This window comes from Coriobacteriaceae bacterium, assembly GCA_025992855.1.
Lineage (GTDB): Bacteria > Actinomycetota > Coriobacteriia > Coriobacteriales > Coriobacteriaceae > Collinsella.
This window is the reverse complement of the sequence record DAJPGB010000001.1, coordinates 1943883-1966272: the sequence shown is the minus strand read 5'-3', so window position 1 is coordinate 1966272 and position 22390 is coordinate 1943883. Positions and strand designations below refer to the sequence as shown.

Annotated in this window: 17 protein-coding genes; 13 read left to right on the top strand and 4 right to left on the bottom strand. The window is 62.9% G+C overall.

The annotated features are described in order from the left end of the window. The first annotated feature begins 3 nt into the window (after positions 1 to 3). The 7 genes from OIL88_08330 to OIL88_08300 all read left to right on the top strand — a co-directional run bounded on the left by OIL88_08330 (position 4) and on the right by OIL88_08300 (position 9164). On the top strand, positions 4 to 1386 hold the full coding sequence (locus OIL88_08330) for a 6-phospho-alpha-glucosidase (GenBank protein HJI72365.1): 1383 nt from the start codon (positions 4 to 6) through the stop codon (positions 1384 to 1386). Positions 1387 to 1642: 256 nt separating this feature from the next. Then, positions 1643 to 3475, top strand: coding sequence for an NAD(P)-binding protein (locus tag OIL88_08325; GenBank protein ID HJI72364.1), 1833 nt, complete (start codon positions 1643 to 1645; stop codon positions 3473 to 3475). Then, positions 3469 to 5280: a [FeFe] hydrogenase, group A gene (locus OIL88_08320; protein HJI72363.1), complete on the top strand. Its 1812-nt coding sequence runs from the start codon at positions 3469 to 3471 to the stop codon at positions 5278 to 5280. Before OIL88_08325 ends, OIL88_08320 begins: the two co-directional genes overlap by 7 nt. 2 nt (positions 5281 to 5282) lie before the next feature. Further along, complete coding sequence (locus tag OIL88_08315) at positions 5283 to 6341, top strand: ABC transporter substrate-binding protein (GenBank protein HJI72362.1); 1059 nt, start codon at positions 5283 to 5285, stop codon at positions 6339 to 6341. Positions 6342 to 6344: 3 nt separating this feature from the next. Beyond that, entirely contained in the window at positions 6345 to 7721 is a 1377-nt protein-coding gene (locus OIL88_08310; GenBank protein HJI72361.1) for an ATP-binding cassette domain-containing protein, read from the top strand. A 239-nt stretch (positions 7722 to 7960) separates the two neighbouring features. After that, on the top strand, positions 7961 to 8164 hold the full coding sequence (locus OIL88_08305; GenBank protein HJI72360.1) for a type II toxin-antitoxin system RelB/DinJ family antitoxin: 204 nt from the start codon (positions 7961 to 7963) through the stop codon (positions 8162 to 8164). Between the two features lie 88 nt (positions 8165 to 8252). After that, complete coding sequence (locus tag OIL88_08300; GenBank protein ID HJI72359.1) at positions 8253 to 9164, top strand: CPBP family intramembrane metalloprotease; 912 nt, start codon at positions 8253 to 8255, stop codon at positions 9162 to 9164. Here OIL88_08300 and OIL88_08295 read toward each other — a convergent pair. After that, positions 9161 to 11305 (bottom strand): YgiQ family radical SAM protein, encoded by a 2145-nt coding sequence (locus OIL88_08295; protein ID HJI72358.1) that lies wholly within the window; start codon positions 11303 to 11305, stop codon positions 9161 to 9163. The genes OIL88_08300 and OIL88_08295 overlap by 4 nt on opposite strands. A gap of 253 nt (positions 11306 to 11558) precedes the next feature. Between OIL88_08295 and OIL88_08290 the strand changes: the two genes are divergently transcribed. From OIL88_08290 to OIL88_08280, 3 genes are all read left to right on the top strand, one after another. Further along, positions 11559 to 12275, top strand: coding sequence for a DUF1275 domain-containing protein (locus OIL88_08290; protein HJI72357.1), 717 nt, complete (start codon positions 11559 to 11561; stop codon positions 12273 to 12275). Between the two features lie 165 nt (positions 12276 to 12440). Continuing rightward, positions 12441 to 13607: a lactaldehyde reductase gene (gene fucO / locus OIL88_08285; GenBank protein HJI72356.1), complete on the top strand. Its 1167-nt coding sequence runs from the start codon at positions 12441 to 12443 to the stop codon at positions 13605 to 13607. Positions 13608 to 13881: 274 nt separating this feature from the next. Then, a complete protein-coding gene (locus tag OIL88_08280) occupies positions 13882 to 14901 on the top strand; it encodes a M42 family metallopeptidase (protein ID HJI72355.1) in 1020 nt (339 codons plus the stop codon). A gap of 136 nt (positions 14902 to 15037) precedes the next feature. Here the strand turns inward: OIL88_08280 and mnmA are convergent, their stop codons facing one another. Together mnmA and cysK are read right to left on the bottom strand one after the other, a co-directional pair. Beyond that, positions 15038 to 16261: a tRNA 2-thiouridine(34) synthase MnmA gene (gene mnmA / locus OIL88_08275; GenBank protein HJI72354.1), complete on the bottom strand. Its 1224-nt coding sequence runs from the start codon at positions 16259 to 16261 to the stop codon at positions 15038 to 15040. 57 nt (positions 16262 to 16318) lie between these two features. Beyond that, positions 16319 to 17257, bottom strand: coding sequence for a cysteine synthase A (cysK, locus tag OIL88_08270; GenBank protein HJI72353.1), 939 nt, complete (start codon positions 17255 to 17257; stop codon positions 16319 to 16321). A 253-nt stretch (positions 17258 to 17510) separates the two neighbouring features. On the opposite strand from cysK, the gene OIL88_08265 reads away from it, so the two are divergent. Further along, entirely contained in the window at positions 17511 to 17939 is a 429-nt protein-coding gene (locus tag OIL88_08265) for an Rrf2 family transcriptional regulator (protein ID HJI72352.1), read from the top strand. Between the two features lie 142 nt (positions 17940 to 18081). On the opposite strand, the gene OIL88_08260 is transcribed toward OIL88_08265, so the two are convergent. Beyond that, positions 18082 to 18447, bottom strand: coding sequence for a phage holin family protein (locus OIL88_08260; protein HJI72351.1), 366 nt, complete (start codon positions 18445 to 18447; stop codon positions 18082 to 18084). Between the two features lie 322 nt (positions 18448 to 18769). Here OIL88_08260 and OIL88_08255 point away from each other — a divergent pair, with 322 nt between their 5' ends. Both OIL88_08255 and OIL88_08250 read left to right on the top strand, forming a co-directional pair. Further along, complete coding sequence (locus OIL88_08255; protein ID HJI72350.1) at positions 18770 to 19069, top strand: YerC/YecD family TrpR-related protein; 300 nt, start codon at positions 18770 to 18772, stop codon at positions 19067 to 19069. 156 nt (positions 19070 to 19225) lie between these two features. Continuing rightward, positions 19226 to 22390 carry a PD-(D/E)XK nuclease family protein gene (locus OIL88_08250; GenBank protein HJI72349.1) on the top strand — a complete coding sequence of 1055 codons (3165 nt, stop codon included), beginning with the start codon at positions 19226 to 19228 and terminating at the stop codon, positions 22388 to 22390.

Below are 22390 nucleotides of genomic sequence, written 5' to 3'. Positions count from 1 at the left end.
ACAATGATCATTACTCTGTGTGGTGGCGGATCCACCTTTACCCCCGGCATCGTCAAGTCCATCGCCCTGCGCAAGGACGAGCTCGACGTTGACGAGATTCGTCTGTACGACATCAACGAGGAGCGCCAGCGCAAGATCGGCGTGCTCGTGGACTGGATTTTGCACGAGGACCTCGGCCTGGACATCAAGCTCACGGTGACCACCGACAAAAAGACGGCTTTTACCGACGCGAGCTTCGTGTTTGCCCAGATGCGCGTGGGCGGCTACGCCATGCGCGAGCAGGACGAGAAGATTCCGCTGCGTCACGGCTGCGTGGGCCAGGAGACTTGCGGTTGCGGCGGCCTTGCCTACGGCATGCGCACCATCTTCCCCATGGTCGAGCTGATCGATGACGTTGAGAAGTACGCCAAGAAGGATTACTGGATTCTCAACTACTCCAACCCTGCTGCCATCGTCTCCGAGGGCTGCCGTGTGCTGCGTCCCAACGCTCGCATCATCAACATCTGCGACATGCCGATCGCGATCATCGACGTGGTTTGCGCCGCGCTCGATATCGACAAGAAGGATGTCGAGTACGATTACTTTGGCCTCAACCACTTTGGTTGGTTCACCTCGATCCGCCACAAGGGCGAGGAGGTGCTCCCGCAGCTGCGCGAGTACATCAAGGAGCACCAGATCCTGCTGCCCGACTCCTACCTCAAGGGCATGGGCTCGCTCATGGCAAAGAAGCCCGAGGAGGCCACCGACGAGCATCCCGAGCAGAACCGTCACACCAAGGGCAGCTGGTACTACGTCTGGAAGGGCGAGTACGAGATCATGGAGTGCTTCCCGGAGTACCTGCCCAACACGTATCTGAACTACTACCTGCAGCAGAAGGAATTCGTCGAGCACTCAAACCCCGAGCGCACCCGTGCGAACGAGGTTGAGGAGACGCGCGAGAAGAACCTCTTCGACGGCATCGACCACTACGAGAAGACGGGCGAGATCGACGAGAGCACGTTCTATGCGGGCAGCCACGGCGACTGGATTGCCGATCTGGCCATCGCTCTGAAGAACGACACCAAGCAGCGCTTCCTGGTCATTTGCGAGAACAAGGGCGCTATCCCCAACATGCCCTACGACGCTATGGTCGAGCTGCCTGCCTACATTGGCAAGAACGGCCCCGAGGTCATCAGCCGTGACAACATTCCTCTGTTCCAGCAGGGTCTCATGATGCAGCAGCTGAACTCTGAGAAGCTCGTGGTCGAGGCTACGATTGAGGGTTCGTACGAGAAGGCGCTCAAGGCCTTTACGCTCAACAAGACCGTGCCTTCGATGAAGGTCGCCAAGGAGGTTCTCGACGACATGATCGAGGCCAACAAGGGTTACTGGCCCGAGCTTAAGTAAAAGCAACAGGGTCGCTGACCGCATACCTGAAGCAATGCCCCGCCCACGTGATTGCGTGGGCGGGGCATTGTCGTTTGGTAACGCGTTTTATCAAATATGGCATTTATCTGCGGTAATGTTCTATTTCACCGCCGAGGGTGACATTTCATACCGCCTGCCGAACTGCGTGGAGGCCTAACAACTTTATAGGTCAGTGTTGTGCGTGTAGCAACTTCGCCCGGCCTCGCCTCCGGGCTGCCGCATGAGAGGGGATCTTATGGCACGACTGCACGTAATGGAACGCAGCCACGCTCAGGCTGTCATGGACGACCTGCACGATGCGCTCGGACGTCGTCTGGCGGTGAGTTCGCTCGCCCCGTGTCCCGTTGAGTTTACGGCAGCGCTCGTCAACCTGTGCTCCACCCAGAGCTGCGGCAAGTGCACGCCCTGCCGTGTGGGCCTGAGCGCGCTGAGCGACCTGCTCGCCGATGTGCTCGAAGGCCGCGCCGACGAGTCCACGCTCAATCTGATTGAGCGCACCGCCCGCACCATCTATCTTTCGAGCGACTGCGCCATCGGTTACGAGGCCGGCGCCATGGCGCTTACGGCTATCCGCGGTTTCCGCGACGACTTTGAGCACCACATCCGCGAGCACTCCTGTGGCTTTGACCGCGAGGCCCGCGTCCCGTGCGTCTCGGGCTGCCCGGCGCACGTCGACATTCCCGGTTACATTTCGCTGGTCGAGGCCGGCCGCTATGCCGATGCCGTCAAGGTCATCCGCAAGAACAACCCGCTGCCGCTCGTTTGTGGCCTGGTGTGCGAGCATCCCTGCGAGATGCACTGCCGTCGCGGCATGGTCGACGATCCCATGAACATCCTCGCCCTCAAGCGTTTTGCCGTTGAGCATAGCGACCTCAACGACCACAAGCCGCATGTGGTGGACAACACCGGGAAGCGCGTCGCCGTGATCGGCGGCGGCCCGGCCGGTCTTTCTTGCGCTTACTACCTGGCCGTGATGGGCCACAAGGTGACCATCTTGGAGCAGCGCCACCACCTGGGCGGCATGCTGCGCTACGGCATCCCCAGCTATCGTCTGCCGCGCGAGCGCCTGCAGGCCGAGATCGACTGGATCTTGAGCGCCGGCATCGACGTGGAGCTCGACCACTCCGTCAACGGCGAGGAGCTTGCCCGTCTGCGCGACGAGTTCGATGCCGTCTACCTGGCCATTGGCGCCCACAGCGATAAGAAGCTCGGCCTTCCGGGCGAAGAGGCTCCCGGCGTGGAGTCGGCCGTCAAGATGCTGCGCGCCATCGGCGATGACGAGCTGCCCGACCTGAGCGGCCAGCGCGTGTGCGTCATCGGCGGCGGTAACGTGGCCATGGACGTGGCGCGCTCCGCCGTGCGCTGCGGTGCCGAAAAGGTGAGCATCGTCTACCGCCGTCGCATCTGCGACATGACGGCCCAGGACGCCGAGATCGCCGGCGCCCAGGCCGAGGGCTGCGAGGTGCTGGAGTTGACCGCCCCGCTCGCTATCGAGACGGGCGAGGAAGGTCGCGTGAGTGGCCTGCGCGTGCAGCCGCAGATTATCGGCGAGCCCCGTCGTGGGCGTCCGGCCCCGCGTGCCGCCGCCACGCCCGAGCGCGTCATTCCCTGCGAGCGCGTGTTCGTGGCCATTGGCCAGGACATCGATTCCAAGCCGTTTGAGGACATGGGCATCGCTTGTAAGTGGGGCTGCGTGGTCACCGATTCGGATGGCGCCGTGCCCAACTTCGATGGCCTCTTTAGCGGCGGTGACTGCCAGACCGGTCCCGCCACCGTCATCCGTGCCATCAACGCCGGCCGCGTGGCTTCGGCAAATATCGACCGCTACCTGGGCTTTGACCACAAGATCAAGCTCGACGTGGAGCTGCCGACCGTCCAGTTTAAGGGCAAGCATGAGTGCGGCCGCTGCGAGCTGGGCGAGCGCGAGGCCGGCGAGCGTATTCACGATTGGGATCTGGTCGAGCAGGGTCTCACCGAGCAGGAGGCGCGCCAGGAGGCGAGCCGCTGCCTGCGTTGCGATCACTTTGGCTTTGGCGCGTTCCGCGGAGGGAGGAACTTGGAATGGTAGAGCTCAACAACCCCACTGTCAGCGACAACACCGAAAGCGGAGCACTCAATATGGTCAAGCTCACTATCGATAATTGCGAGGTCGTGGTACCCGAGCACACCACGATCCTGGACGCGGCCAAGTCCGTCGGTATCCAGATTCCCACCCTGTGCTACCTGCGCGATCTGAACGAGATCGGCGGCTGCCGCGTGTGCGTGGTCGAGGTTGAGGGCTGCGACCAGCTGGTTGCCGCCTGCAACAACTACGTGCTCGATGGCATGGTGGTCCACACCAACAGCCCCAAGGCCCGCGAGGCCCGTCGCACCAACGTGCAGCTGCTGCTGTCCCAGCACGATTCGCAGTGCACGAGCTGCGTGCGCAGCGGCAACTGCAACCTACAGACCATCGCCAACGACCTGGGCATTTTCTATCTGCCGTATCAAAGGCATTTGGCGGGCGAGGGCTGGGACTTCGATTTTCCCATCATCCGCGAAAACGACAAGTGCATTAAATGTATGCGCTGCATCAAGGTGTGCGAGAGCGTGCAGGGCCTGGGGATTTGGGACCTGACCAACCGCGCCACGCATACCGCCGTGGGTACCCGCGGGCGCGCGCCGATCGGCAAGACCGATTGCGTCGCGTGCGGCCAGTGCATTACGCATTGCCCGACGGGGGCGCTGCGCGAGCGCGACGATACCGAGACCGTGTTTGACGCGCTCGCTAATCCCGACAAGATCGTGCTGGTGCAGATCGCACCTGCCGTGCGCAGCGCCTGGGGCGAGGAACTCGGCATTCCGCGCGAGGAGGCCACCGTTGAGCGCCTGGCTTGCGCGCTGCGCCGCGTTGGCTTTGAGTACGTGTTCGACACCGATTTCTCGGCCGACCTCACCATTATGGAGGAGGGCTCCGAACTGCTCGAGCGCCTAGGGAAGGCCGCCAAGGGCGAGGACGATAGCCGCGGCTGGCCCATGTTTACGAGCTGCTGCCCGGGCTGGGTGCGCTTTGTGAAGGCGCGCTATCCGGAGTTTGTCGACAGCCTGTCCACGTCCAAGTCGCCGCAGCAGATGTTCGGCGCCATCGCCAAGACCTACTACGCCAAGGTGCTGGGCGTGGAGCCCGAGCGCCTGTTCGTGGTGTCCGTTATGCCGTGCACGGCCAAGAAGGCCGAGTGCGCGCTGCCGAGCATGGTGGGCGAGGACGGCACGCCCGATGTGGACGTTGCGCTGACGGTGCGCGAGATGGTGCGCATGATCCGCGCGAGCCACGTGAGCGTCGACACGCTGGTTGAGGAGCCGCTCGACACGCCGCTGGGCTTCGGCACGGGCGCGGGCGTGATCTTTGGCGCCACGGGCGGCGTGATGGAGGCCGCCGTGCGCTCGGCATATTACCTGGTGACGGGCAAGAACCCCGACGCCGACTTCTTTACCGATGTGCGCGGCCTGGACGGCTGGAAGGAGGCCGTGGCCGATATCGATGGCACCAAGGTGCGCGTCGCCGTGGCGCACGGGCTGGGCAACGCCGCCCGCCTACTCGACGCGATTCGCGACGGCCGTGCGAGCTATGACTTCGTTGAGGTCATGGCATGCCCGGGCGGGTGCGTCGGTGGCGGCGGTCAGCCCATCCACGACGGCTGCGAGCTGGCAGCCGAGCGCGGTCAGGTGCTGTGGGGTCTGGATGCCGCTGCGGACATTCGCTTCTCGCACGAGAATCCCGATGTCCAGGCGTGCTATCGCGAGTTCTTGGGCGCGCCGCTCTCGCCACTGGCCGAGGAGTTGCTGCATACCGACCATCACGCCTGGTCGATGCCCAACGAGGGGGCGTGCTAGCCATGCGTGCGTTTGATGTTGAGCTGTCGCGCCGGGGGTTTGCCTCGGCGCTCGCCGCGGGCGCCCTGTCGCTTGCGCTCGCGGGCTGTGGCGGCGGGGCTGCCGGTGCCGGGTCCGCCGCGGGTTCGGCTGCCGGGCCTGCCGCCGACGGTGCCACTGCCGAGCCGGTCGAGGTGCACGTCGCCTCGCTCAAGGGGCCGACCTCGATTGGTCTGGTGCAGTTTATGGACCGGGCGGCCGATGGCGAGACGGACAATGAGTTCGACTTTGCGATGAATACTGCCGCCGATGAGATCGTGCCCAAGGTCATTCAGGGCGATATCGATATCGCCCTGGTGCCCGCCAACGTGGCGAGCGTACTCTACAACAAGACCGAGGGTGCGGTGCAGGTCATCGATATCAACACGCTGGGCGTGCTGAACGTGGTGACGGGTAACGCGGACGTTACTTCGTTTGGCGATCTGGCGGGCCATACCGTCTACATGACGGGCAAGGGCACCACGCCGGAGTACGTCATGAACTACCTGTTGGAGCGCGCGGGCCTGACCGGCCAGGTGGCGCTTGAGTTTAAGAGCGAGCCCACCGAGGTGCTGTCGGCGTTGCTTGTCGACCCGTCCGCCGTGGGCGTGCTGCCGGAGCCGTTCAAGACCGCTGCCATCGCCAAGAGCGAAGGCAAGCTGTCGGCGCCGGTGAGCCTGACCGATGTGTGGGATGAGCTAGCGGGTGACACGGGTTCGCGCCTGCTGACGGGCGTGACCGTGGTGCGCCGTGCCTTTGCCGAGGAGCATCCCGAGGCCGTGGCGGAATTCTTGCGCTGCCATGAGGCGAGCGTGAAGGCCGTGAACGCGGCGCCGGCGGACTGGGCGCAGGCCGTGGTCGATGCCGGCATCGTGGACAACGCCAAGATTGCTGAGAAGGCGATTCCCGGGTGCATGCTCGTGTGCCAGACGGGCAAGGATATGAAGGCGGCACTTAGCGGGTACCTGCAGGTGCTGGCCGACGCGGACGCGAGCGCCGTGGGTGGTAAACTTCCGGCTGACGATTTCTACTACATGGAGTAGCCCGTGCGTGCGTTTGCTCGACAAATGACAGAGCGTGTGAAGGCGGTGGCGGCAGCAGGTGCCGTCGCCGCCTTTTGGCTTGCCGCGTGGATGCTGGTGGCGGCGCTGGTGGCGCAGCCGTTGATCTTGCCGGGGCCGGGCGCTGTCGTTGTGGCATTGCTGCACCTTGTGTGCGATGGCGGTACCTGGGCGATTTTGGCGGGCTCGGGCGCGTGGATTCTGGGCGGGCTGGCGCTTGCCGCGGTGTGCGGCGGCGTGCTTGCTGGGGTCTCGTCACGGTCGCGGGCGTTTGCGCGCCTGGTGGCGCCGGCGCTGTCGTTTGTGAAGGCGACGCCGGTCGCCTGCGTGGTGGTCCTGCTGCTCATTTGGCTGGGGTCGGCGCGCGTGAGCATCGCTGCGGTGTTTTTGATGGCGCTGCCAGGCGTGTATTTTTCGCTGGCAGAGGGCCTGGCACAGGTTAATGGGTCGTTGGAGCAGATGTTCCGCCTGCATGGCGTGCGGGGCTGGCGCCTGTTTTGCGCCCATACCTGGCGCGAGGCGCTGCCGTTTGTGCTTTCCTGCGCCCGGGCCGTGATTGGCATGGGCTGGAAAGCTGGCGTGGCGGCCGAGCTTATCGGCATGGCAGTGGGTACCGTGGGCGAGCGTATCTATCAGGCAAAACTTTTGATTGAGACGGCCGATCTGCTGGCGTGGACCGTGCTGGTCGTTGCCGCCTCGTGGGCGTGTGAGCGCGTGCTGGTGTGGCTTCTGCAGGCTTCGGGTCCTGTGGCGTGGCGTGCGGCCGTGCGGACGCATGGGCATGGGCTGCGCGGGCATGCGGGCGCTGCGGGCGATGGCGCGGCGGCGGAGATCTCGCTTGCCGTGGGCGATCGCGCGCCCTGGGCGCCGACGTTGGACGGTCTGGTGCTCAACGTGCCTGCGGGCGGGCGTGCTTGCGTGATGGGCGCTTCGGGTGCTGGCAAGACGACGCTGCTCGCGCTGGCGGCGGGGGAGTGCGCGCCGTGTTCGATGGTGTTTCAGGATGCGCGTTTGGTCGAGGACGCCTCGGCGCTCGATAACGTGCTGGTGTGCGCCGATGCGCGCGTGGATGCTTCGAGCGCCGCGGCCTTGCTGCGCCTGCTGGTGCCGGGTATCGATGTACATGCCTGCGTGGCTGAGCTTTCGGGTGGGCAGCGACGGCGCGTTGAGATCGCCCGTGCTCTGCTGTGCCCCGGCGGTGTGGTGATTCTGGACGAGCCTTTTACCGGCCTGGATGCCAGTGCGCGCGATGTGGCGGCCGAGGTTGTTCTTGACCTGCTCGATGGCCGCATGCTCTTGCTCGCCACGCACGACGCTACCGACGTTCATGCGCTCAACATCTCGGACGTCATCACGCTGTAGAGGCTCGTCCAAACCCAAATTCAAGCTCAAATTCAACAACAGAATGATCCGTTTTCATCTGCCCCTACGGGGGCAGATGTGTTATTCTATCTGCGGGGTAATACTTAGGAATACCAAGTAATACCAACGCCGCAGAAACAAACTCCGGATGCGGGCCAATCGGGTTGCCTTCACAGCCCGTCGCCCAGCCGCATGGCCCGCATCTATCCGCACCACCGTCGTTTCAAAAAGGAAGCGCCATGGCAGAACACATGACCCCTGTAGTCGCGAAGGTCTTGCCCGAGGAAAAGGCGGCCTTCGCGGCGGCAACCCAGCTCGTGGGCACCACGCCGTCCAACGCCATCCGCATGTTTATCGCCGCCTTCAATCGCTGCGGCACCTTTCCGTTCGACATCTCGCCGAGCGGGGCTTTTGGCACTGAACCCGATTCTCATCAACAATGACTGTTCCAAACTGCCGGCACTTGGGGACGTTCCTTTTCTGCCGGCAGTTAAGGAACGTCCCCAAGTGCCAGGTTTTGAGGAGGTTGGCATGCTCAATGCGATAGCGTGGGCGCTTGCCTGTTTTGGTGTTGTCGCTGCCGATATAGCCCTGAGCGTGGTTCTATTTTCTGTTCTCGATGCCGTATCGGTGCTGACGGGCTATCCGATTGACAATCTCGATATCCAATGGTTCCAGGCAGCCGCTCAGACGGCGTCGTTTTTGATGGCGCTGCTGTGGTGGCGTTATCTGTGGCCGCGCTCGTTTATGGCGCGCTGGCAGGGCGTGCGCTCGCTTAGCGGGGGAGCAAATGCTGTATGGAAGCGCATCGTATGCGTTGTCGTGATCGGCCTGTCCATGCAGGTGGTCATTAGCTACCTATGCGATGGCGTGCTGTCGCTGCTGCCCGAGGTTGCGGCAGACTATAGCGAGCTTGTCGAGGAAACAGGCATGGGCGACACGAGCTATCTGGCCGTCCTGACCACGGTGCTCGGCGCGCCGTTTTGCGAGGAACTGCTGGTGCGCGGTATCATTTTTGAGTTCTCATTGCGTGCGTTTAATCCACAGTGCCGTCCGCTCTGGAAGCGCCGGCGTCACGTGCGACCGCAAGATGGCGCCATGGTGCCCTGGGCGGCCCCGAGTACCTGGGGCGTCGCCGCGGCAATCGTGCTGCAGGCGGCGGTCTTTGGCTTTATGCATATGAACTGGGTCCAGGGCTGCTACGCCGGCGCCGCCGGCCTCATCTTTGGCTGGGTGCTCGTGACGACCGGAAAGCTCCGCTACGCCATCCTGCTGCACTTTGCCTTTAACGCCGGGTCGTATCTCATGGCGTTGCTCTGGTTTGTGAATACGCCGCTCGACGTGGTCATCACGGTTGCTATCGCCGGCGTCATCCTCGTGGAGGCCATGCGCTCGCTGCGCCATGCGTGCCAGCCGGGTGCGGTGAGCGCGCCCTTGCGCTAGTTGCGGCGTCCGCCTCCGTTGGCGCCCTGGCGTCCCTGGGCCGCGCGGTTACGCCCCGCGGTGTTCTGCGCGCGGGACATACCGCCGCGGCCCTTGCTGCCCTTGGGACCCTTGCCGGTACCGTTGCCGCCGTGCGGCTTGCCACCCTTCTTGCCAGTCCCGTGCCCGCCGCTGGCAGACGTCTCGCCCGGGCGCGGCGGTACGGGGCGGATCAGGCAATGCTTGGTGTAGCCGATCAGGTCGCGACGGCCGGCCTTCTCCAGTGCCTCGCGCACGAGCTTGTAGTTCTCGGGCTTGCGATACTGAATCAGCGCGCGCTGCATGGCCTTCTCGTGCGGGTCGCGTGCCACGTAGATCGGTTGCATGGTACGCGGGTCCACGCCGGTGTAGTACATGCAGGTCGACATGGTCGACGGGGTGGGGTAGAAGTCCTGCACCTGCTCGGGCATGTAGCCCATGTCGCGCACGGCCTCGGCAAGGTCCACGGCTTCCTTCATCGTCGAGCCGGGATGGCTCGAGATCAGATACGGCACCACGTACTGCTTGAGTCCGTACTCGCGGTTCAGGCGCTCAAATTTTCGGCAGAATGCGTCGTAGACGGCGCGGCTCGGCTTGCCCATCACGGACAGCACCGCGTCGCTCACGTGCTCGGGCGCCACGCGCAGCTGGCCCGAGACATGGTGCTCGAGCAGCTCGCGCAAAAACTCGTCCGAGGCATCGGCCATGGTGTAATCGAAGCGGATGCCGCTGCGCACAAAGACCTTCTTGACGCCCGGCAGCTGGCGCAGGTCGCGCAGCAGCTGCGTGTAGCCGCTCTCGTCGACCACCATGTTCTTGCATACGCTCGGCCACAGGCAGCGCTTGTTCTTGCACACGCCGTGCTTGAGCTGCTTGTCGCAGGCCGGACGGCTAAAGTTGGCCGTCGGTCCGCCCACGTCGTTGATGTAGCCCTTAAACTCCGGGTCGCGCGTGAGCAGTTCGGCCTCGCGCATGATCGAGTCGTGGCTGCGCATCTGCAGCACGCGGCCCTGGTGGAAGGTGAGCGCGCAAAACGAGCACTCGCCAAAGCACCCGCGGTTGGAGCTGATGGAAAACTTGATCTCGGAAAAGGCCGGCACGCCGCCTGCGGCATCGTAGTCGGGGTGCCAGTCGCGCGCGTAGGGGAGTTCGGCGACCTCGTCCATCTCGTCGGTGGTGAGCGTTGCCGATGGCGGATTTTGCACCACGTACACGCTGTTGGGATAGGGCTCCACCAGGCGATGACCGGTGATGGGGTCCATGTTCTGCTGCTGCACGTTAAAGCTGCGTGCGTAGTTGAGCTTATCGGCGGTCAGGTCGTCCCAGCTGGGCAGCAGGTCGTAGTCGTAGACCTCGTCGAGCGAGCCCGTGCGGTAGACGGTGCCGTTGATGTAGGTGATCTGGTCGACGGGCAGCCCGGCGTCGAGCGCATCGGCGATCTCGACGATCGCGTGCTCGCCCATGCCGTAGATGAGGATGTCGGCGCCCGAATCGAGCAGCACCGAGCGCTTGAGCTTGTCCTGCCAATAGTCGTAGTGGGCCAGGCGGCGCAGGCTCGCCTCGATGCCGCCGATGATGATGGGGGCGTCCTTGAACGTCTGGCGGATAAGGTTGCCGTAGACCGTGACGGCTCGGTTGGGACGGTGACCCTCCTCGCCGCCGGGAGTGTAGGCGTCGGTGTGGCGGCGGTGCTTGGTCACCGAATAGTGGTTGACCATGGAGTCCATGTTGCCGGCACTGACGAGAAAGCCCAGGCGTGGCTCGCCGAGCACCGTGATGCTGGCGGGGTCGGTCCAGTCGGGCTGGCAGATGATGCCCACTTTGTAGCCGTGCGCGTCGAGCACGCGGCTGACGATGGCCATACCAAAGCTGGGATGGTCCACGTAGGCGTCGCCGCAGATGTAGACAAAGTCGCACTGGTCCCAACCGCGCGCATCCATGTCGGCGCGACTGACGGGGAGGAACTTGTCGCGGCCCGGACGCCAGGGGCGGGTGGGCGTCGCTTGGGAATGCTTGGTGCGGGCGACCGTGGCCTGCGCCTTGCCGCCGCGCTTTTGCTGCTGGCCCTGTTTGCCCTGCTGACTGCGCTGGTTGTTCTGAGCGTGCTGAGGCTTTTTTGCCACGATCCCTCCCGGTGTTTGTATGCTGCACGTAATTGTAACCAGTCTTTTTGGGACGGGGCTAAAAAGACTGGTGGAGTACATGAGCTGGTGAGTGAGAGCGTTGCTGAGCCAGTCGTTTGTTTCCAGACTGTGTATCCCCGTGTCGAAGGAGCCGTCTCGCGCGCACGCCATGTTGTCAATGGGTTACAGTATGAACGGCGGCTATGTTTCCGCCAACGCACGAGAGGGTCGTCAACAAGGAGGATGCACGACGATGCAGCGTGCCAAACAGATATCGGAGTCCATCGAACTGGGCATTATCCTGGCGCTCGCCGGCGGCTTTATGGATGTGTATTCGTACATTGGGCGCGACCATGTTTTCGCAAACGCGCAGACGGGCAACATCCTGCTTGTGGGCGTGAGCATCTCGGAGGGCAATTGGGCACTTGCGGGGCGCTACTTCTTCCCTGTGGTGTCGTTTGCCGTGGGCATTATGCTTGCCGACCTGGTACACGAACGGTTTGGCAGCGTGATTCACTGGCGCCAAGTGACGGTGTTCTTTGAAGCCGTCATCTTGCTGGGCGTGAGCTTTATCCCCGGTGGCGGTTACAACCTGCTCGCCAACTGCCTCACTTCGTTTGCCTGCGGCATGCAGGTCGAGAGCTTCCGCAAGATCCACGGTCACGGCATCGCTACGACCATGTGCATCGGCAACTTGCGCAACGCGCTGCAAAACGTGGACGATTACATCATCACCCACAGGCGCGGCTTTTTGGAAAACGGCCTGCTGTACTTTGGCGTGATCTTTACCTTTGTGTTTGGCGCCGTGTTGGGCAACTGGTGTATTGAGCGCATGGGCCTGCACGCCATCGTCGTGGCGAGCTTGCTGCTGTTTGTCGCGTTTGCCATCATGTTCATCGACCGCGAGCGCGACTTGCGCTTACGCTGGAAGGTTGCGGCCGAGGCTTGGAAAGAGGGCTGTCGAAAGTAACCGAATGCGGCAAAGGGGCTGTCCCTTTGCCGCAATATTTTTCATCATCTGTTGAAACGCTTTAAACCATTTGACGTTCTCACGTGTTTTTTGTTTCAAAAGCGTTAGGATGGGACTCATAGCGTGGGGCGTAATGGGTGCCCCGCACACGATGGGAGGCTATCAATGGCTAATCGTTTCGTTCTCAACACCATTTCTTATCATGGTTCCGGCGCCATCAAGGAGATCCCCGGTGAGCTCCAGCGTCGCGGCTACAAGAAGATCTTCGTCTGCTCTGACCCCGATCTGGTTAAGTTTGGCGTTACCGCCAAGGTGACCGACGAGCTCGACGCCGCCGGCATCGCTTGGAGCCTCTACTCCGAGATTAAGCCCAACCCTACCATCCAGAACGTCAAGGACGGCGTCGAGGCCTTCAAGGCCGCCGAGGCTGATGCTATCGTGACCATCGGTGGCGGCTCCTCCATGGACACCGCTAAGGCTATCGGCATCATCATCAACAACCCCGAGTTCGCTGATGTCCGCAGCCTCGAGGGCGTCGCTCCGACCAAGAACCACGCTGTGTTCACCATCGCCGTGCCGACGACCGCCGGTACCGCCGCTGAGGTGACCATCAACTACGTCATCACCGACCCCGAGAAGGTCCGCAAGTTCGTGTGCGTCGATACCAACGACGCCCCCGAGGTCGCCGTCGTCGACCCCGACATGATGGCTTCCATGCCCGCCGGCCTCACCGCCTCCACCGGTATGGACGCCCTGACCCACGCCATCGAGGGCTACACCACCAAGGGTGCTTGGGAGCTTTCCGACATGTTCCACTTTGAGGCCATCAAGCTGATCAGCGAGAACCTGCGCGACTCCGTCGCCGAGGCCAAGTCCGGCCAGCCCGGCTCCGGCCGCGAGGGCATGGCTCTTGGCCAGTATGTCGCCGGCATGGGCTTCTCCAACGTTGGCCTGGGCATCGACCACGCTATGGCTCACACCCTGTCCGCTCACTACGACACCCCGCACGGCGTCGCTTGCGCCATGCTGCTGCCGATCGCCATGGAGTTCAACAAGCCGGTTTGCGCCGAGCGCCTGGCCAAGGTCGCCGTCGCCATGGGCGTTGACACCACGGGCATGAGCACCGACGAGGCCGCCGACGCTGCCATCGCCGCCGTCAAGCAGCTCTCCGCTGACGTGAACATCCCGCACGTCTGCGAGGCCATGAAGGCTGATGAGATCGAGGTCCTGGCCAAGGACGCCATGGCCGACGCCTGCTTCCCGGGTAACCCGCGCGAGGCGACGCTCGACGACGTCATCGAGCTCTTCAAGAAGATCTGCCCGGCTGCTTAAACTGGTTCGGCGGGCCCCGCCCGTTAGCCCCAGAATCGTCCTCGGACATGTCGGAGGCCCCGCTGCGCACTACGTGCGGCGGGGCCTCCTTCTGTCCTGCGGAAAGATTCTGGGGCTAACGGGCGGGGCCCGCCGGCTCGTTGTCGTGGCGGGCGCTGTTTTGGGGTGCTCGATGGGTTGTCTCGCTGAGTAAAAGATAGTCCGTAGTGTTATCGTTGTTGGGACTTTTACTGATTACGGGATGTTGACTTTGGAGTTGTGGATGGTGTCCCAGATGGATTCTACGCTTGGCTTTATTACTGATCAGCTTAAGGCGCTTACTTCGATTGCTTCGCCTACGGGGTTTACTCGTGCGGCGACCGATTATCTGATGGAGACGCTTCGCGATATGGGGTTTGGGCCTGAGCGTTCTAATAAGGGTAATGTGCTGGTGGAGCTTGGCGGCGAGGGCGAGCCGCTCGTGTTGACGAGCCATGTCGATACCCTGGGTGCTATGGTGCGCTCCATTAAGGACAATGGTCGTCTGCGCCCCACGACCCTTGGTGGGCATCAGTGGTCTACGGCCGATGGCGAGAACTGCACTGTCTACACGCGCGACGGCAATGTCTATACGGGTGTGGTCCTCAACACCGAGCCTTCGGCGCATGTGGCCGACGAACCGGTCAAGACCGTCGAGAAGAACATGGAGATCCTGCTCGATGAGAACGTCGACAGCAAGGACGACGTGCTCGAACTGGGTATTCAGACCGGCGACATTATCGCCATGGATCCGCGCACCACGGTGACGGAGAGCGGCTACATTAAGAGCCGCTTCCTGGACGACAAGCTGTCTGCGGCGATTCTGCTGGGTTTGGCCCGCGCCGTCGCAAATGGCGAGGTGACGCTTTCGCGCAAGGTGTCGCTGCTCTTTACCGTGTACGAGGAGGTCGGCCACGGCGGTGCCTTTGTGCCGGCCGACACGCGCGAGATGATCAGCGTGGACATGGGCTGCGTGGGCGACGATCTGGGCTGCACCGAGCGCATGGTTTCGATTTGCGCCAAGGATTCGGGCGGTCCGTACAACTACGACCTGGTAACCACGCTGTCCAACATCGCGCGCGAGCTGGAGCTCGACTATGCGATCGACGTGTACCCGCATTACGGCTCTGATGTCGAGGCCACGCTTTCGGCCGGCTACGACATTCGCCACGGCCTGATCGGCCCCGGCGTGTACGCGAGCCACAACTACGAGCGCAGCCACATCGACGGCGTGCGCAATACCTATGAGCTGGTTCGCGCCTACGTTCAGCGCTAACGATGCAGCGGCCTCGGCTGGCACAGCAGTACCGACCGAGGCCGTCCTCTCTAAGTTGCGGTGAAATAGGGACTGTTTGGCGGTTTTAAACGCTTAAACAGTCCCTATTTCACCGCAACTTATGAAGGGGATGTGACTACTTGATGGCGCCGGTCACGGTACCGCCGCCCAGGACGATGTCGCCGCGATAGACTACAACGGCTTGGCCGGGGGCGATGGCTCGTTGCGGCTCGTCAAAAGTTAGCAGCATTTGCCCGTCTTCATCACGCGTAAGGGTCGCTGCCTGGTCTTTCTGACGGTAGCGGTACTTGGCACCTACGCGAATGCCGCCGGCGTCGAGTTCCGCCTCCATGCGCTCTGCCGGAGCGCTCCAGATCCAGTCGTTTGCCGTGAGCGCTGTGGCCGCCAGGTCCTCGGCCTCGCCCAAATACACGGTGTTGTTGGCGGCGTCGACGCCCGTCACATACACGGGATGCGCCATCGCGACGCCCAGGCCCTTGCGCTGGCCGATGGTGTAGCGCAGCGCGCCGTTGTGGCGCCCGACCACGCTGCCGTCGCGCCACACAATGTCGCCCGGTGCAGCGGGATGTCCGCAGCGGCGCTCGATATAGCCCGCGTAGTCACCGTCTGGAATAAAGCAGATGTCCTCGCTTTCGGCCTTCTGAGCGTTGGTAAAGCCCTGCTCGGCGGCAATGCGGCGCACATCGCGCTCTTTGTCTAGGCCTGCCAGCGGAAAGATCGTGTGCGCCAGGCGCTCCTGCGTGAGCGAATACAAAAAGTAACTCTGGTCCTTTTTGGGGTCCTCGCCGCGATGCAGCTGCCAGGTGCCGTCGGGCGCCTGGCTCGTTTTGGCATAGTGGCCTGTGGCGATGTAGTCGCAGCCCATATCCAGCGCCGCATCCAGCAACGCGCCAAACTTAATATGGCGGTTGCAGATGATGCACGGATTGGGTGTCAGCCCCTCCTGGTAGGCGTTCATAAAACGCTCGACAACGTTGCGGTCGAAGGTTTGCTGCAGGTCGAGCACGTGATGGGGTATCCCTAGGCGCTCGGCGACGGCCTTCGCGTCAGCGATGTCGCGATCGACTTTGCTCATACCTGTTGCGGGGTCGGGCGCGGGGCAGGTGAGGCGCATGGTGGCACCGACACATTCGTAACCCTGACTTTTGAGCAGATACGCGGTCACGCTGGAATCGACGCCGCCGCTCATGGCGACGAGCACGCGCTTGTTGTGCATGGGGAGGTTCTCCTTGGTGGCATGTGGCCAAAAAAGAAAAGCGGCGCGGGAGGCTGGTTCCGCGCCGCAGACATTGTAGCAAGTTCGGGCGTCCTGTGGGACACCCTGTTGGGATAAGCTCAGGCTGCCAGAAGAGAGGGGAGACCGGCGTGCCTTGGACTCGTTCTAAGAACGAGAGCTCTAGTCCTGGAAGAGTGCCGTGGACAGGTAGCGCTCGCCGGTGTCGGCGAGCAGCGCCACGATGGTCTTGCCCTCGTTCTCGGGGCGCTTGGCCAGCTGCAGTGCGGCCCACACGGCGGCGCCGGACGAAATGCCCACGAGCACGCCCTCCTTGTGGCCCACGGCGCGGCCGGTGGCAAAGGCGTCGTCGTTCTCGACGGGGATGATCTCGTCGTAGACCTGGGTGTCGAGGACGTCGGGCACAAAGCCGGCACCGATACCCTGGATCTTGTGCGGGCCGGCCTGGCCCTTGGAGAGCACCGGGGAGGTGGCGGGCTCGACGGCGACGACCTGGATCTCGGGGTTTTGCTCCCTGAGGAACTCGCCCACGCCGGTCACGGTGCCGCCGGTGCCGACGCCGGCGACGAAGATGTCGACCTTGCCGTCGGTGTCGTCCCAGATCTCGGGGCCGGTCGTGGCCTTGTGAATGGCCGGGTTCGCGGGGTTCACAAACTGGCCGGCGATGATGCTGTTGGGAGTCTCCTTCTGCAGCTCCTCCGCCTTGGCGATAGCGCCCTTCATGCCCTTGGAGCCGTCGGTGAGCACGAGCTGCGCACCGTATGCCTGCATGAGCTTGCGGCGCTCGACGGACATGGTCTCGGGCATGGTGATGATCACCTTGTAGCCGCGGGCCGCCGCCACCGAGGCGATGCCGACGCCGGTGTTGCCGCTCGTGGGCTCGATGATGGTGTAGTCGCCGCCACGCACGAGCTTGCCGGCCTTCTCGGCCTCGTCAATCATGTTCTTGGCGACGCGGTCTTTAACGGACCCGGCGGGGTTGAAGTATTCCAACTTGACGAGCACGTGGGCTTTGAGGTCCTCGTCGGCCTCAAAGTGCGTGAGCTCCAGGAGCGGGGTGTGGCCGATAAGCTGATCGATGGACGTGTAAACATTGCTCATGGTGAACCTCCAAAGTGTTCAAATGACTGGATACCGTGTGGTTTTACGGTGTGTGTAGCAGCGAAACCCACAAACCTTATAGGTTGTTCGTTTTGCTGTTGGGAAGCATACTAGACACTAAAGCCTAGTAATGCAATAGGAAATAGGAGTTTATTGCAAGTTGATTAACCATCTTGACCGGAACGGGTATTTTCAAAGCCAATTTTTCGGCTAGAATTTCAACGGACTAAAAGACCGAAAGGCAGCACTATATATGTTGGTTTCTACTAAGGGCAGATATGCCCTGCGCGTTATGGTCGATCTGGCCGAGCACCAGGCGGCCGGTCGCATCCCGCTTAAAGAGATTGCGGCACGTCAGGGTATCTCGGAGAAGTACCTCGAGAATATTCTGGCGACGCTCGTGCGCGCCAATATGCTCTCGGGCATGCGCGGCAAGGGCGGCGGCTATGTGCTCACACGCCCGCCCGAGCAGTACACGGTGGGCGAGATCTTGCGCCTGACCGAGGGCAGCCTGGCGCCGGTCGCCTGTCTGGATGGCGACTGCAAGGGTTGCTCGCGATCTGATGAGTGCCCCACGCTCGACGTGTGGAAGAATCTGGACAAGCTCATCAACGACTACCTCGACGGCGTGACGCTCGATGCGCTTGTCGCCCCCAACGAGGGCTACGACTACGTGATCTAGCCCCACCTGCCATGTGGGGACGGGGTGGAAATGGCAGATCCTCTCGCCCTTTGAGACTTGGCAAATAAGAAGGCCGCCCATTTTTTGCGATGGGCGGCCTTCGTTTTGGGCTGTTGAGACGGGCGCGGCCGGAATGGCCGTTTTAGCCCTCGGCGATGCTGTCGAGGATGCTGCGCATGATGGATACCAGGATGCTGCCCATAAAGGCCGATCCAAAGCTGGCGATGGAGATACCCGCGCCCAGCAGATTGACCGACAGGTAGCTGGCCAGCTCGAGCATAAAGCTGTTGACTACAAGCTGAAAAATACCCAGCGTAATGATCGTGAGCGGCAGCGAGATGACCGTCAGGAACGGCTTGACGAGCGAATCGACGATGTTGAGGAACAGTCCCACGAAGGCGAAACAGACCCAGGCCTCGGCAAAACCGAAGGGCTGGATGCCGGGGACGAGGAACGTGGCAATCGCAATGGCGATCGAGGTAAAGAGCCAGTTAAGCATAAAGCGCATGGTGTGAATCCTTTCTTGCGCATGGCGTGGTGAGGGAGCGTAAGGGGCACATGCCTTTGCAACTTGGATGGGTGCGGGGCACGGTCCTGTTTGGGCGCCCATTGTCTCAGATATTCGTGGAGCTTGCGTGCGCATTCGGTTTCAAAACGGCGTTCGTCCTAGAAAACGCGCCGCTGGCAGAGAGTTTTGCCGCTTTAGTTTGGTGGTGTGCTAAACTGCTACGGGCAAAAGCCACAGGCGTTGCCCTATTGCATAGAACGGGCGAACGATGCCCGATGTCAGTATCAACTTCGATGCCTTTTGGCGGGTTTGGCGGTGATCGATGAATATCGAGAGCATGTTTGACAAGCCTGATGTCAAGCAGCTGGTCCACGCATTTAGTCTTTTGGATGACGAGAAGGATATCCAAGCGTTTTTGACCGATATCTGCACGCCGCGCGAGATCTGCGATCTTTCGCAACGTCTGCAGGTTGCGCGCTATCTGGATGAGGGCGAGCCTTATGTTGAGGTTCAGGCCCGCACCGGCGCTTCGTCCACTACGGTGAGCCGCGTTTCAAAGGCGCTGAACGGCGAGTACGGTGGCTATCGCAAGATCCTCATCAAGCTGGAGGATGGCGAGTAGGTCAGCGGCAACAATGAATTACGAAGAACCGTCCCTCCGGGGGCGGTTTTTTGATCCCTTGGGGACGGAGGAAATCTGTTGGCGTGGGGCAAATCTGTCCGCGTGGGCGGGTAGGATGGATGCATTGATTATTGCGAACAGTTTGAGCGGAGGACCATGCCTGTTCGAATCTATACCACCAATGCCGGCACGGATTTGAGCGATGCCGAGGCGGCGCTGCTCGCCGACCTTGTTGCCCGCCATGGGCGCGCCGTGCTGCTGGCGCCAGCGTTTGCCGAGCTCGACCTGTGCCGTCATGATGCGGCGGAAGCCGGCGTTTCGCTGGGTATTGACTACAAGACGCCTACATCGTGGCTTCGCTCGCTTTGGGAGCTTTTGGGCGACGGGCGCGGTTTCGTCGACAACCTGCAGCGCCAGATGCTGTTTTCGGACATGGTAGCGCGTCTCGACGACGCCGACCTGCAGCCGCTTTCGCGCAGCCAGGGCACGGTGCGTATGCTCGCGCGTATGGCTCGCGATGTGCTGCCGGGTGTGGCAGGGATAGGTGCCGAGCGTTGCTGCGACAACGTTTGCAAGCCCAAGCCCAGAAGCGACGCCGAGGCTCGCGTGTTTGAACTTTTGTGCGCCTATGCGAGCGGCTTGGACCGTCGAGACATGGTCGAGCCCTGCGAGGCGGCTGACATTATGGCCGGTGCCCTGGCCGATAACCTGCCGGCGTGCACCCGCGCCGTATGCGTGCGCGGTATCACGTCGTTTACGCACGGCCTGCTCGAGTTACTGTCTGCCGTGGCGAACAACGGGGGAGAGGTCGTCGTGCTGCTTGCCCGCGAGCAGGCGGCGATGCGCGAGGACCTGGCTGCCGCCTTTGATGCCCGCGGTGTGCTGTTTGAGGCCGCCCCGTTGGGGGAGAACGCCGGCGCGTCCGAGACCGCTTCTGCGCCTGCTGCTCAGCCTATTTTTATAGAGGTGGCCGGCCCCCATGCCCGCGCCCGCGCTTATGTGGATGCTCTTGAGAACCTGGTCGCGGCATGTGAGGAGTCCGTGTCGCGCGACGGCGCCGCGACAAACTCCGACCCCACGCGCGTGCTCGTTGTTTCCGCCCGGGCACCCCAGCTGTTCGGCGAACTCGCTGCCCGTTTGGCGGCGCGCCACATTGCGGCCGAGACGACTGAGTTCACGGCGTTTTCCCAATCCATTGCGGGCAGGCAGTTTGCGGCGCTTGCCAGCCTGATCGAGCGCATGAAGGCCGCCGATGAGGGCATGGCGTCAAAGACCGAATGGTGGCCCGCGCCGGAGCTTACCGACTGGATCTACAGTCCGCTTTCGGGCGCTGATGCCGTCAATGCCCGTACCTTCGATAAGAACATGCGTCTCTCGCGCAGCAAGACTACCGCGGGCGTTAAGAGCCTACTTCAGAGCGTCCAAGGCCAGGTGAGGGGCGCGCGCAAGGCGGCGAGCGACGAGAACTGGTTTAAGAACGTGCCGTGTGTGGTTTCGGACGTGTTCCAAGCGCTGTGGCGCGACAAACCCGTGACGGCGCTCAAGGCCATGCTTGCCGTTGCCGAGGCGTTGCCCGATCGCTCGCTGGGCAGCTTGGATGGCCAAGCCCGTCGCCAGGCGGAGGTGGCTCTGCTGCGCCACGTCATCGACATCCTTATGAACGATGCTCGCGCGCTCGACGTGTCGCAGGCCGCGACCGTGCCCGTGCTCGATGGCATTCGCACCAAGGTGGACAAGCGTAGCACCGCCTACGATTACGAGACCTACGAGGTTGACCGTGCGCCACGCGCCCAAGTGCGCTTTGCTTCGCTTGCCGATGCGGCAGGCCTGCGCCCCGATAGCTACGATGCCGTGCTGTTTGCCGACGTCGACCTGGACAGTTATCCGCTCTCACATGAGGAGGGCCCGCTGGCCACGCTGACGGCAGAGTTAGATCGCAGCGGCGTGACGCTTGAGCCTGCGGCTTTGCTGCGCGCACGCTTTGGCCGCGCGATGCAAGCGGCACGCGGTCCGGTTGCGCTCGCTCGTGTGACCCACGATCGTCAGGCGCGCGAGTGCTATCCGGCGGCCGTGTGGACTGAGTTGCGTGCGCACGCCAAGGCCGCCGACGCCAAGGCCGCCGACGCCAAGGCCGCTGACGCCGACAAGACTGTTGACGACGCTAAGGCCGCTGGCGCCGACAAGGCGAAGTGCGTGGGTGAGGGTGATATCGTAAGGGACTTCGATCCCGCGGCAGGCGAAGGTCTCAAGCGCGAGCGCGTGGCCTGTGAAGCCCCTCAGCATCTGAGTGCCGAGGCCGTGCCGTATTTGGTCCTGCGTCGTCACGATGGCGAGGGCGAGGACGCGCCACTCGTGCCGCGCCTGACGTCCGCCTCGCAGATCGAGGCCTATTCCGCCTGCCCGTTATGCTGGTTCGTCTCGTACCGCGTGAAGCCCCAGTCGATCGACGCCGGCTTTGGCAACATGGAGAAGGGCAACTTTGTCCACGACGTGCTGGAACACCTGCACGCCCGTCTGCCCCAGGAGGGCATGGAGCGCGTGACGCCCGAGAACCTGCCGCGCGCGAAGGAGCTGCTGCACGAGGTTTTTGCCGAGACCCTGGCCGAGCACGCCGGCAAGCGCGGTACCGAGGGCCCGCTGGTGCCGCTCTCTCCAGTGGAGGAGCGCCAGGTGGCCGAGATTTTGCCGCAGCTGGAGGGCGTTCTTGCCTACGAGTCCGAGGCACTCGCGCCCTTCGCGCCGCGCTACCTGGAGTTTGCGTTCAACGAGCTTCAGGTCGAGTATGCCGGCTGGCCGCTCGGCGGGCGCATCGACCGCGTGGATGTGGATGCCGAGAATCGCGCCGTGGTAATCGACTACAAGCACCGTTCGGGTGTCGAGGAGTTTAAGCTCACCGATCCCACGGTGCGCGACGAGGGGTCGGGCGAGGCCCCCATCGACGACCCGCGCTGGTTGCCGCCCCATACCCAGACACTCATCTACGCGCAGGCCATGCGCCGGGCGCTGGATCTGGATACCCGCGCTGCGCTCTATTTTTCGACCAAGGGCGGCAAGCCCGCGCTGCGCGGTGCGGCGAGCGCCGAGTTGCTTGAGGAAGAGCGCGGCGACGGCCGCATCCCGGGCCTTAAGAAGGGCTTTCCCGGCGAGGGCGGCAACATGGACTTCGATGCGCTGCTCGATCGCGTGGAGACCGGCATTGCCGAGCGTCTGCGCGAGCTCGAGGCAGGCAACGTTGCCGCCGTCGACCCGACGTCGGCTCAGGCCGCGCATGCGCGCTGCTCGTATAACCACCAAGGAACGTTTGTAAGGAGGGGCGTGTAG